The sequence below is a fragment of the Paenarthrobacter sp. NPDC091711 genome (assembly GCF_044756605.1).
GTDB lineage: Bacteria > Actinomycetota > Actinomycetes > Actinomycetales > Micrococcaceae > Arthrobacter.
The window spans coordinates 1-10,621 of sequence record NZ_JBIVTF010000029.1 but is presented as its reverse complement, the minus strand read 5'-3'; the positions used below and the strand labels follow the sequence as shown (position 1 = coordinate 10,621).

Annotated in this window: 12 protein-coding genes; 5 read left to right on the top strand and 7 right to left on the bottom strand. The window is 61.7% G+C overall.

The features are described from left to right. Positions 1 to 197 precede the first annotated feature (197 nt). The 4 genes from ACIQH5_RS22325 to ACIQH5_RS22310 all read right to left on the bottom strand — a co-directional run bounded on the left by ACIQH5_RS22325 (position 198) and on the right by ACIQH5_RS22310 (position 3,111). On the bottom strand, positions 198 to 1,268 hold the full coding sequence (locus tag ACIQH5_RS22325; RefSeq protein WP_400407807.1) for an alkene reductase: 1,071 nt from the start codon (positions 1,266 to 1,268) through the stop codon (positions 198 to 200). A gap of 104 nt (positions 1,269 to 1,372) precedes the next feature. Then, on the bottom strand, positions 1,373 to 1,963 hold the full coding sequence (locus ACIQH5_RS22320) for an SIS domain-containing protein (RefSeq protein ID WP_400407805.1): 591 nt from the start codon (positions 1,961 to 1,963) through the stop codon (positions 1,373 to 1,375). Positions 1,964 to 2,022: 59 nt separating this feature from the next. Next, positions 2,023 to 2,556, bottom strand: coding sequence for a hypothetical protein (locus ACIQH5_RS22315; RefSeq protein ID WP_400407802.1), 534 nt, complete (start codon positions 2,554 to 2,556; stop codon positions 2,023 to 2,025). Between the two features lie 132 nt (positions 2,557 to 2,688). Beyond that, entirely contained in the window at positions 2,689 to 3,111 is a 423-nt protein-coding gene (locus ACIQH5_RS22310; RefSeq protein WP_400407809.1) for a hypothetical protein, read from the bottom strand. Between the two features lie 245 nt (positions 3,112 to 3,356). Between ACIQH5_RS22310 and ACIQH5_RS22305 the strand changes: the two genes are divergently transcribed. Continuing rightward, positions 3,357 to 4,532: a zinc-dependent alcohol dehydrogenase gene (locus ACIQH5_RS22305; RefSeq protein ID WP_400407800.1), complete on the top strand. Its 1,176-nt coding sequence runs from the start codon at positions 3,357 to 3,359 to the stop codon at positions 4,530 to 4,532. Positions 4,533 to 4,563: 31 nt separating this feature from the next. On the opposite strand, the gene ACIQH5_RS22300 is transcribed toward ACIQH5_RS22305, so the two are convergent. Continuing rightward, positions 4,564 to 5,553, bottom strand: a complete 990-nt coding sequence (locus tag ACIQH5_RS22300) for an SDR family oxidoreductase (RefSeq protein WP_400407797.1) — start codon at positions 5,551 to 5,553, stop codon at positions 4,564 to 4,566. A 122-nt stretch (positions 5,554 to 5,675) separates the two neighbouring features. On the opposite strand from ACIQH5_RS22300, the gene ACIQH5_RS22295 reads away from it, so the two are divergent. Beyond that, positions 5,676 to 5,861 (top strand): CsbD family protein, encoded by a 186-nt coding sequence (locus ACIQH5_RS22295; RefSeq protein WP_089593984.1) that lies wholly within the window; start codon positions 5,676 to 5,678, stop codon positions 5,859 to 5,861. Between the two features lie 143 nt (positions 5,862 to 6,004). Here the strand turns inward: ACIQH5_RS22295 and ACIQH5_RS22290 are convergent, their stop codons facing one another. Next, the gene (locus ACIQH5_RS22290; protein WP_400407794.1) at positions 6,005 to 7,732 is read right to left on the bottom strand and encodes a purine-cytosine permease family protein; all 1,728 of its coding nucleotides are present in this window, start codon (positions 7,730 to 7,732) and stop codon (positions 6,005 to 6,007) included. A 195-nt stretch (positions 7,733 to 7,927) separates the two neighbouring features. Between ACIQH5_RS22290 and bioB the strand changes: the two genes are divergently transcribed. Then, positions 7,928 to 8,962 (top strand): biotin synthase BioB, encoded by a 1,035-nt coding sequence (gene bioB / locus ACIQH5_RS22285; RefSeq protein ID WP_400407792.1) that lies wholly within the window; start codon positions 7,928 to 7,930, stop codon positions 8,960 to 8,962. Between the two features lie 313 nt (positions 8,963 to 9,275). After that, positions 9,276 to 9,716 carry a very short patch repair endonuclease gene (locus ACIQH5_RS22280; RefSeq protein WP_400407790.1) on the top strand — a complete coding sequence of 147 codons (441 nt, stop codon included), beginning with the start codon at positions 9,276 to 9,278 and terminating at the stop codon, positions 9,714 to 9,716. Positions 9,717 to 9,729: 13 nt separating this feature from the next. Here the strand turns inward: ACIQH5_RS22280 and ACIQH5_RS22275 are convergent, their stop codons facing one another. Further along, on the bottom strand, positions 9,730 to 9,933 hold the full coding sequence (locus tag ACIQH5_RS22275) for a hypothetical protein (protein ID WP_400407788.1): 204 nt from the start codon (positions 9,931 to 9,933) through the stop codon (positions 9,730 to 9,732). A 157-nt stretch (positions 9,934 to 10,090) separates the two neighbouring features. On the opposite strand from ACIQH5_RS22275, the gene ACIQH5_RS22270 reads away from it, so the two are divergent. Continuing rightward, entirely contained in the window at positions 10,091 to 10,471 is a 381-nt protein-coding gene (locus ACIQH5_RS22270) for an Hpt domain-containing protein (protein ID WP_400407786.1), read from the top strand. Positions 10,472 to 10,621 lie beyond the last annotated feature (150 nt).

The following is a 10,621-nucleotide window of genomic DNA, read 5'->3' as shown; positions in this document are numbered from 1 at the left end:
CCTCAGCGACCAAACGATTCGTGAACTTCACCATGGCAATCGACACCCTTCAATATTCAGGTGTTGCGATCACCGCATGATTCAGCGCGCTCAGAGCAACCACTACTGCCAGCCAGTTGGGTGGCCACACGTTAAACCACGACGTCGGCACCCTGGCGTAGGTGCCGACGTCGTGGTCTTGCTTGGGGTGCTGTGCGTTAGTTGGCGTAGAACGGGTAGTCGGTGTAACCCTCGGCGCCGTCGGCGTAGAACGTGGAAGCGTCCGGCTCGTTGAGCGGCAGGCTTTCGCGCCAGCGGCGGGCGAGGTCCGGGTTGGCGATGGCGGGGCGACCCACCACCACGGCGTCTGCCAGTCCGTCTTCGATGATGGCAAAAGCTTCATCGCGGGTGGTGATCTCGCTGAAGCCGGTGTTTACCAGGAAAATGCCGTTGAATCGCTCGCGGAGATCCTGCACCAGGGCGCTCTTGGGATCGTGGTGGAGGATGCTCAAGTAGGCCAGGTTCAGCGGAGCGATGGTCTCCACCAACACTTCGTAGGTTGCGCGGACGTCGGCGGCGTCGGTTTCAGCTATTCCCTGCACGTTGTGCTCGGGGGAAATCCGGATACCGACGCGGTTGGCACCGAGTGCCTCCACCACGGCGTTGACGGTCTCAATCACGAACCGGGCGCGGTTCTCCGGCGATCCACCATAGCTATCCGTACGGACGTTCGAGTTCGGCGCAAGGAATTCGTGCAGCAGGTAACCGTTGGCGGAGTGGAGTTCAACGCCGTCGAATCCTGCCTCGATCGCATTCTTGGAAGCAGTGACGAGGTCCTGGATAACACCCGGAAGTTCGTCGGTACGGAGTTCACGCGGAACCGGGTACGGCTGCTTGCCGTTGGGAGTGCGAACCTCACCATCGATGGCTACGGCGCTGGGGCCCACAATCTCGTGTCCGCCGGTGATGTCCGCGTGCGAAACGCGGCCGCCGTGCATGATCTGCGCGAAGATGCGGCCACCCTCAGCGTGAACAGCGTCGGTGACTTTCTTCCAGCCTGCGATTTGCTCCTCGGTGACCAGACCGGGCTGCCCCGGGTACGACCGGCCCGCAGGCGTCGGATAGGTTCCTTCGCTGACGATCAGCCCAAGGGAGGCCCGCTGCCGGTAATGCTCAGCGATCAACGAACCCGGCACGCCGTTCTCCCCTGCACGGAGGCGCGTCAGGGGCGCCATCACCAGTCGGTTGGAAAGTTCAAGCTCGCCGAGGGCCAGAGGGGAAAACAGCATGCGCAGTTCCTTTCAGAATGAATCAGGTTCACCTTGGGCAACTGCATGGCGTCTGCAACTATTCCGGAGGAGGCGGACATCACACGGCAAAGTGATGCCAGGCCTCACTCCGGATTGACGTATTTCAGGGCATCCTCGAAGCACTCGCACAGCGCCAACACCGCCACGAGATGGGCTTCCTCGGCGTGAGGAGGATCTGTGTCGATGCAGATTGACTCGTTCACCGACTGCGCGAGGTCCTTGGATTCCTTGCCCGTAAGCGCCCAAACCAGCGCACCTTTTGACTTAGCGGCCGCGGCAGCCTCCCGGAGGTCCTCGGTGATGCCCTTCGCAGCGAGCAGGACCACGATGTCACCCCGGCGCACCTGGCTGGATATCTGAGCACCCATACTTCCGGTGGAGCCGTTCGAGCCGGCAACGGCTTTGGTGATGGAGATGGCTTTGAAACCGGCACCATCCACGGGATCGTGGGCATTCAGCTCCGATGTGAACCTCTGCGCTTCATGCGAAGAGCCGTCACTGCCGGCGGCGAAGACGGTGCCGCCACGCAACCGGACACGGGCCAACTCTTCGCCCCACTCAGCAAGCCGCGACGACTCCCGGCGCAGGGCCGCCACGGCGGGGCCGATCTCGCCCAAGTGCCCCAACACCACGTCTACCGCATGCCGATTCGGCTTCGATCCAGTAGAGCGCATCGCTTGACCTGTCCGCCTCACCACGATACTCACTTCCCTACCTCCGGTCTTCCCTGAACCTACAATTTCCTGTCACCTTCACGAGGGGTGCCGTCACGGCCGCTGCGGTCGCGGGTGAGCCGCTCCCCCTCGGCAATGTTTGACCGATCGCGGTCAGCGTCAGCACGCTGCGCATCGCGCGGACCTTCCGCGCCATGCGCGCCCTCAGCGTCACGCGAGCGGTCAGCGTCACGCGAGCGGTCGGCGTCGTGCGAGCGGTCGGGGTGCGAGTTCGGATCCAGCTTGTCGGCGTGACGAAGATGTTCCTCGACGCGCTCGTGGGCTTCTCCTGCTTTGTTCGCGTGCTGTTCCGCTTGCCTGCGGAGCCGGTTAGCCTCAACTTCTGCCTGTAGCGCGGCGGCCTCGGCCTGGGCTGCCTCGGCTTTGGCTTGGTGAGCGCCGATGGCTTCCTCGGCCGCCTTCTCGCGCAACTCCTCGGCCCGATGGCGGTTGACTTCGGCTTTTTTGCGTCGCCCGATGACAATTGCGACGATCACAACGGCGATGACGACGACGGCCAGCACGATGATCAGTACCAGTGTTCCTGTATCCATGTGCGTTACCTCCCTGGTGAGCGGCTTGAGTGGGCGCCGCTCGTGGCCCGCGTTGGGTTTAGTACGTGAAATCCTTGGTCCCTGAGATTGCGTAGATGTCGCGCCCTCAGGTGTCCTCAAGACGACGTGTTCTCAGACGGGCAGCTCCATCCGGAAGCCGCACCTGCACTGGATGACACGGGTCTTCAGGTAAACATCGAGCAGTCCGTCGTCCACGTCTTCGGTGGTCATGGGCGCATAAACGCTGCGGGCCGAGGATTCGGCGAAGGCCATGGGCTCGCCGCAGTGAAAATACTGTCCGCCGAATTGGAGCAGGCCGGACCCGTTTCCGCTTCGGTTGAGGACTGCGGCAACGTCTCGGAACGGCGCGCTGTGAGCATAGGATGCCTCGCAGGCCTGGCACGTGTAGGACACCCAGACGGCCAATTCGCCTGCATGCGGTTCGATGGATTCGATAGTTTCCAGCTTCAGGCGATCATTTGACCCGCAGCGGCCGCAGCTGAGCGCCTTGGGAGGTAAATGCGACACGCCTCCGGAAACCAGCGGATTCTTCATGATGGACAACGCGATCACTCCTCGGTCAGCTCTGCCCGAAAACTCTCTCCCTCCTCCATCTTAACACTAGTAATCAGGGTGCTTATTACTTTCAGCCTCCAGTGGCTTCGTGGCGCTCCCGCCCGCTGTTCATCGCCGTCGGCGTTAAGGGCCTGCGGCCTTGTGCGCAGATGCCATCTCTGCTTCGCTGGGAAGGTCTCCAGCAGCGAGGGACCTACCCAGCCGTAACGCAGGGAGCATCAATCGTGAAAGCAGTGACATGGCAAGGCCGGCGCTCACTCAGCGTCGAAGACGTCCCCGATCCCTTCATCCTGGAACCCACGGATGCGATTGTCCGGATTACCTCCACAGCCATTTGCGGCTCCGACCTTCACCTCTATGAAGTCCTTGGCCCCTACATGCATAAGGGCGATGTGATTGGTCACGAACCCATGGGAATCGTGGAGGAAGTGGGCTCTGAAGTCCATCGGCTGAAAAAGGGCGACCGGGTGGTGGTGCCGTTCAATATCTCCTGCGGTCATTGCTACATGTGCAACCAGGGCCTTCAATCGCAATGCGAAACCACTCAAGTGACAACCAAGGGGTCAGGGGCAGCGCTCTTCGGCTACTCCGAACTTTATGGCTCCGTTCCCGGCGGACAGGCTCAGTATCTGCGCGTTCCCTTCGCGGATTACGGCCCCGTCAAAGTCGATTCCGATGCCCCGGACGAGCGCTACTTGTTCCTCTCGGACATCCTGCCCACGGCATGGCAGGCGGTGGAGTACGCGAACGTACCGGACGGTGGCACCTTGACCGTGCTCGGGCTCGGCCCCGTGGGCCAGTTCGCTGCAAGGATAGGCGTCCACAAGGGCTTCCGCGTGATCGGTGTGGACCCGGTACCGGAGCGCCGAGCGATGGCGGAGGCCCATGGCGTAGAGACCATGGACTACAGCTCCCATGTGGCCGAGCAGATCCGCGAGCAGACACTGGGCCGCGGCCCCGACTCCGTGGTGGATGCAGTCGGCATGGAAGCTCATGGATCCCCGGTGGCATCTTTCCTTCACCGGGCGGTCTCGCTGCTCCCGGACAAGCCGGCGCAGGCCGCCATGGAAACCATGAGCGTTGACCGGCTTGCCGCGCTTCACACCGCCGTGGACTTGGTGCGACGTGGCGGGACCATCTCCCTGAGCGGCGTGTACGGCGGCCAGGCAGATCCCATGCCCCTCATGACCATGTTCGACAAACAAATCCAGCTACGGATGGGGCAATGCAATGTGCGTAACTGGACTGACCAACTGCTCCCCTTGGTAGAGGACGACGCCGATCCGCTGGGAGTCATGCATCTGGTCACCCACACCGGCTCCCTTGATGAGGCACCGGCACTGTATGAGAAGTTCCAGAAGAAGCAGGACGGCTGCATCAAGGTGGTCCTCAAGCCCTGACCTCACTTCACTGATCTCACTTCACAGCAGGTCAGGCCAGATGCTTGCCGCCGGTTACGCCAATGATCGAACCGGAGATGTAGCTGGAATCTTCACTGGCAAGCAGCACGTAAGTGCCGGCAAGTTCGGCGGGTTGCCCCGCACGGCCCAGCGGGGTGTCCTGCCCGAACGCCCGGATCTTCTCCTCCGGCTGGCTGGGTGGCTGAAGTGGCGTCCACACTGGTCCGGGGGCAACCGCATTGACCCTTATGCCCTTTGGTCCCAGCGACTCCGCCAAGGAAAACGTCATGCTGTTGATTGCTGCTTTGGTAGCCGCGTAGTCGATCAGCGAAGGACTGGGGTGGTAGCCCTGGATGGACGAGGTGTTGATGATCGCAGCACCGGGCTGCAGGTGAGGGATGGCGGCTTTGGTGAGCCAAAAGAGGGCATAAACGTTGGTCTTGAAGGTCCGGTCGAACTGCTCGGAATCGAGGTCCTGCAGCCCATGCCTGGTGGTCATGTGAAAACCGGCGTTGTTCACCAGGACGTTCAAGCCGCCAAATCCGGCAACGGTCCTGGCGATGACCTCCTGGCAGAATTCTTCATCCCGCAAGTCCCCGGGAAAGGCGAGGGCCCTGCCCCCGGCGTCCTCAATCAGCTGGACCGTGTGCTCGGCGTCCCGCTCTTCTTCGGGCAGGTACGTAAAGGCAACATCCGCCCCTTCGCGGGCGAAGGCAATGGCCACGGCTTTTCCGATCCCGCTGTCCCCGCCGGTAATCAAGGTCCGCCTGCCCAGCATGCGGTTATGCCCCACATAGCTTTGCTCGCCGTGATCCGGCCTGGGATTCATGGCCTCGGTCCAGCCCGGGTAATCCTGGGTCTGCGGCTCGAATTCCCCGGACGGGTATTTCGTCCGGGGATCCGGGTCCTCGTCCTCAGCTTCCTCGGCGCCCGTGAGTACTGTGGTGGCCAAGGACAAGGCAATGTCCTCATCAAGCTCGGTGGATTGTTCTGCTTCTTCGCGGGCATCGTCCTGAACCATGGGCTCAGTCTAAGCAGGCTGACTTTCTCCGGGAATGAGTGCTCGGTCGGCATTCAGGAAGTACCCAGAATTGCTCGTTAGCCTAGCAATTGTCAGTGTTGGATTACATCGAAGGAGATCGCATGGGACTCGGAGACAAAATCAGCAACAAGGCCCAGGAAGTTTCCGGCAAGGCGAAGGAAGCCTTGGGAGACGCCACGAACAACGAGAAACTGCAGGCCGAAGGCGTCGCTGATCAGGCGGCTGCCAAGACCAAGCAGGCGGGCGAGAACGTCAAGGACGCCGCGAAGGACGCCTTCGACAAGTAAGCCCCACAGCACTAACCACACAGCACAATGCCCCGGCTCCCCTGATGGGAAGCCGGGGCGTTTGCGTACCCAAGTAGGTAGCAGATGAGGTCGTTGTGAGCTCTCAGAACGACCTGATCTGCGACTCAGTTGGGTCAGCGGGGCTACTTCTGGGCCGGGAGCACCAGCTCGCCCGACTTGTCCGTGGACAAGGCGAGGGACGAGATGTACTGGGGTTCCCCGTCGGGCCCGTCGTGACCTGACCGGAGCATGTCCGGGCGTTCGAACTCGAGGCCGGTGACGTGGCAGAGGAGCTTGGCGTCGCTGGGGTTGCCGTCGGCGTCGAACATGGGCAGGTCAATGCCGTCGTCGGTGCGGCGCAGGTAGTACCGGCCCTTGGTGGCCAAAGCCAACACGGGCGGCAGCACCAAGGCCAGACCCACAGCGAAGATCGGTGAGAACGGCTGGACGGCTGCACCGAACGCTCCGAAGAACACCGCGATGGAAACCCCTGCCGAGACCAACATGGACACAAAGCCCACCGGGTTCACTGCGTAGAGCATCCCGCGCCGGAACTCAGGAACCTTGGGCGAGATCTTCAGCAGGTACTTGTTGATGGCGATGTCCGAGGCCACGGTGACAACCCAGGCCATGGCGCAGTTGGCGTAGAAGCCCAGGATGGTGTTCAGGAACTCGAACATATTGGACTCCATGAGGATCAGCGCGATCACCAGGTTGACCACAACAAACACCATGCGGCCCGGGTAGGTCTTGGTGATGCGCGTGAAGGAGTTGGTCCAGGCCAGCGAGCCGGAGTAAGCGTTGGTGACGTTGATCTTGATCTGAGAAATGACCACCAGCACCACAGCCAAGGTCATGGCGAGCCAGGCCGGCATCATCTCTTCGTAGACGCCCAGGAACTGGTGCACCGGTTCATTCGCGGAAGAAGCAGCTGCGGGGTCGAGCTTGGCGATGAGGTAGATGGCGATGAACAGGCCAATGATCTGCTTGATGGCCCCGAAGATGACCCAGCCCGGTCCGGCGAGGATCACTGCGCGCCACCAGGCACCCTTGTTTTCGGCGGTCTTGGGCGGCATGAAGCGGAGGTAGTCGATTTGCTCGGCGATCTGCGCCATGAGGGACAGGCAGACGCCGGCGGCCAGCATGACGGAGGCCAGGTTGGGGCCACCCTCGCCGGATGCACCGGTGAAGGCGAAGAAGGCATCGATGCTTTCGGGGTGGGACAGGAGCAGGTATCCCACCGGAACCACCATGAGCAGCAGCCACAGGGGCGTGGTCCACACCTGCAAAGTAGCGAGCGTCTTCATTCCGTAAATCACCAGCGGAATGATGATGATGGTGGATACCGCGTACCCGATCCACTGCGGAATGCCCAGGCCCAGCTGCAGGCCTTGGGCCATGATGGAGCCTTCGAGGGCGAAGAAGATGAACGTGAACGTGGCAAAGATGATGTTGGTGACCACTGAACCGTAATAGCCAAAGCCCGAGCCACGCGTGATCAGGTCAAGATCGATGTTGTAGCGGGCCGCGTAATAAGCCAAGGGGAAGCCGGTGGCGAAGATGATCACTGCGGCAACGATGATGCCAAAAATCGCATTCACCGTTCCGTACGCGATGCCGATGTTCGCGCCGATGGAGAAGTCGGCCAGGTACGCGATGCCGCCCAGGGCACTGGTGGCCACCACCCCGGCGCTCCACTTCCGGTAGGAACGCGGGGCGAACCGGAGGGTGTAATCCTCCAGGCTCTCCTTGGCGGCGCTCATTGCATCTGCGTTGCCTTGCTCCGTTGAAACGGAGCCGGCGGTCCCGACGGCGGTTCCAGCCGCCGTCGTCGGCTCCAATGTTGCGGTACTCGTCTTGTTCTCACTCATTCGTGGTCGCTTTCGTCCGGGGAGGGTGCCTCGCCCACGACGCTAGTAACGCGACGCGTCAATTCAGTCACGTCCATGTTTCACAGCTGTAACTTCTGTATCAGCCGCCCCGCGCGGCCAGCACCAAAATCCAGCTCCGCGGTTTGTGCGCACCCCACAAAATCGCTCTCCACCTGCACCGATACCGTCAAGGACATGAGCACCCAAGCACACCGGGGAACCCGGGAAACATCTGCCTATGCCATCCTGGACACCGCCCGAGAGCAAGTCCTCGGACGCGGAGAGGGATTGAACGAGGCACAACTCATCGAGGTCCTTGAGCTTCCCAACGACGCCATCCCCGCAGCACTGCAACTAGCCCATGAAGTCCGCCTTGAGCACTGTGGTGAGGACGTTGAGGTGGAAGGCATCATCTCCATCAAGACCGGTGGCTGCCCCGAAGACTGCCATTTCTGCAGCCAGTCCGGCCTGTTCGACTCCCCCGTTCGGGGCGTCTGGCTGGACATCCCCGAACTCGTTAAGGCGGCCAAGGAAACCGCTGCCACCGGAGCCACGGAGTTCTGCATCGTCGCAGCCGTGCGCGGGCCCGACATCAAGCTCATGAACCAGATCAAGTTCGCGATCGACCGCATCAATGAGGAAGTGGACATCAACATTGCCTGTTCGCTCGGCATGCTCACGCAACGCCAAGTGGACCAGCTGGCCGAATGGGGCGTGCACCGGTACAACCACAACCTGGAAACGGCGCGCAGCTACTTCCCCGAGGTAGTGACCACCCACAGCTACGAAGAACGCCTGGAAACCTGCGCCATGATCAAGGCCGCCGGCATGGAACTGTGCTGCGGTGCCCTGATCGGAATGGGCGAATCGCTGGCGCAGCGGGCAGAGCTGGCCGCACAACTCGCTGCCCTGGAACCGCACGAGGTCCCGCTGAACTTCCTGAACCCCCGCCCTGGCACGCCCTTGGAAAACCAAGGAATCATGGACGGCAAGGACGCCCTCCGCGCCATCGCCGCGTTCCGGCTCGCCATGCCGCGCACCGTCCTCCGGTACGCCGGCGGCCGTGAACTGACCCTCGGCGACCTCGGTACCCGCGAGGGTCTCCTCGGTGGCATCAACGCCGTCATTGTGGGCAACTACCTCACCACGTTGGGCCGACCCGCCAACGCCGACCTCAATCTCCTGGTGGAGCTGAATATGCCCATCAAGGAATTCCAGAAGTCGCTGTGAACGCTGCGGTGTCACAGCAGTTCTGCGGTCACTGCGGCGGTGGTCGCACTGACGGCACCGCCGGCGGCGCTTTCGGCACCGACGGTGAGGGCCCGACGTCGGACGCTCACCATAGCTGCCAACAGCACCTGGCGATGGAGCCGCCGCGCTTTTGCCCGCAGTGCCGCCGGCGCATGAAAGTGCAGGTCACGCCTTTGGGATGGACCGCGGAGTGTTCCCGCCACGGCTTGACGAGTTTTTGTACAGATTCCGCCCCTCAAAGCGCATCATAAGGGCGGTATCTGTACAAAAACTCCCTGGGTAGGCTGGATGCATGGCCGAGAGCCGGGACCTTCTGACGCGGGAGCAACGTAGCCGCAACATGTCAAAAATCCGCGGAAAGGACACCAAACCTGAGCTGCTGGTCCGTAAGCTCCTGCACGCGAAGGGCTACCGGTACCGGTTGCACGGACAGTCGGGCGCAAGAAAACTGCCGGGCCGCCCGGATCTGGTGTTCGCGGGGCGGCGCAAGGTCATTTTCGTCAATGGCTGCTTCTGGCACTTCCACGACTGCACAGCCGGGCAGCGTGCTCCGGCAGCAAATGCGGAGTTTTGGGAAGCCAAGAGAACACGGACCCGCGAAAGGGACGCACTGCAGCGGGAACAGTTGGAAGCTGACGGCTGGCAGGTGTACACCGTGTGGGAGTGCCAGCTCAAGGACAAGTCCGTTCTTGGGGACAGGCTGACGGCATTTCTGGAATCCGCAGCGGACTGAATCAAGGCGTGGGCTAGGGTGCGGCGGTGGTGGGTGCGGAGTTGACTGCTTGATCGGTGACAGTGGTGTGGGAACTCTGCTGCCACAGCGAGAAGGCAGCTGACCCTCCAATGCCCAGCAGGACCGTCATGCAGACCACGATGATGACCATAAGGCCCAGCGAGGGGCGAGCAGCACTGTCCACGTTGATCCCCGTTCCCTGATTCAGCCTGGACACACCCAGATCTGCTTTTAACTACTTTGTGGGGGCTGGATCAAGAGTGCCTCTGAGTCCGCTCAAGATTGGATCAATCTTTGGATTTATGGCGTTGCGGCAGTTCCACGGGTCCTACTGTTGAATCGTGAATCTATTGTTTGGAGGCAGGAGGGGTTTGGTGTCCGAGTACGACGAGTGCACCGATGCCCTGGTGGATCGCACCGTCCTCACCGAACTCCAAGCCGAGCTTGGCGGCGACCATGCCATTATCAACACCTTCGTGCGCAATTATGTGGAGCTTCTGCCGTGGCGGGTGGGCCGGCTCCACCGCGCGCTGGAAAAGCTGGACATTGACGACGCCATGGACGCTGTCCTGAGCCTGAAGACCTCCAGCCACATGGTGGGCGCCATCTGCATGAACCGCCTGGCAACGGAGTTGGAAATCAGCATCAGGCTCCTGCCGAACGCAGACCATTTGGACGAACTGGCCGCGCAGGTCCATGAGATCGACCGCTTCGTGTCCGGCACCATCCAGGAGCTTGAAACGAAGGTTGAGTAAGCATAGCCGCCGAGCCCTTGCACGCGTCCTTGCCCAAGTAGGTAGCAGATCAGGCCGTTCTCAGCGGGCGGTTTCTAGCGGTTATCGCAACAGGAAGGTTCTGATCATCTCATTGGGGGTGCAGAAGTCGAATCGTTGGCGGGGTCTGTC

Excerpts from the sequence above, each read along its gene's own strand:
- ACIQH5_RS22325 (WP_400407807.1), bottom strand. The coding sequence starts at position 1,268 with ATGCTGTTTTCCCCTCTGGCCCTCGGCGAGCTTGAACTTTCCAACCGA.
- ACIQH5_RS22320 (WP_400407805.1), bottom strand. The coding sequence starts at position 1,963 with ATGCGCTCTACTGGATCGAAGCCGAATCGGCATGCGGTAGACGTGGTG.
- ACIQH5_RS22315 (WP_400407802.1), bottom strand. The coding sequence starts at position 2,556 with ATGGATACAGGAACACTGGTACTGATCATCGTGCTGGCCGTCGTCGTC.
- ACIQH5_RS22310 (WP_400407809.1), bottom strand. The coding sequence starts at position 3,111 with ATGAAGAATCCGCTGGTTTCCGGAGGCGTGTCGCATTTACCTCCCAAG.
- ACIQH5_RS22300 (WP_400407797.1), bottom strand. The coding sequence starts at position 5,553 with ATGGTTCAGGACGATGCCCGCGAAGAAGCAGAACAATCCACCGAGCTT.
- ACIQH5_RS22295 (WP_089593984.1), top strand. The coding sequence starts at position 5,676 with ATGGGACTCGGAGACAAAATCAGCAACAAGGCCCAGGAAGTTTCCGGC.
- ACIQH5_RS22290 (WP_400407794.1), bottom strand. The coding sequence starts at position 7,732 with ATGAGTGAGAACAAGACGAGTACCGCAACATTGGAGCCGACGACGGCG.
- bioB (WP_400407792.1), top strand. The coding sequence starts at position 7,928 with ATGAGCACCCAAGCACACCGGGGAACCCGGGAAACATCTGCCTATGCC.
- ACIQH5_RS22280 (WP_400407790.1), top strand. The coding sequence starts at position 9,276 with ATGGCCGAGAGCCGGGACCTTCTGACGCGGGAGCAACGTAGCCGCAAC.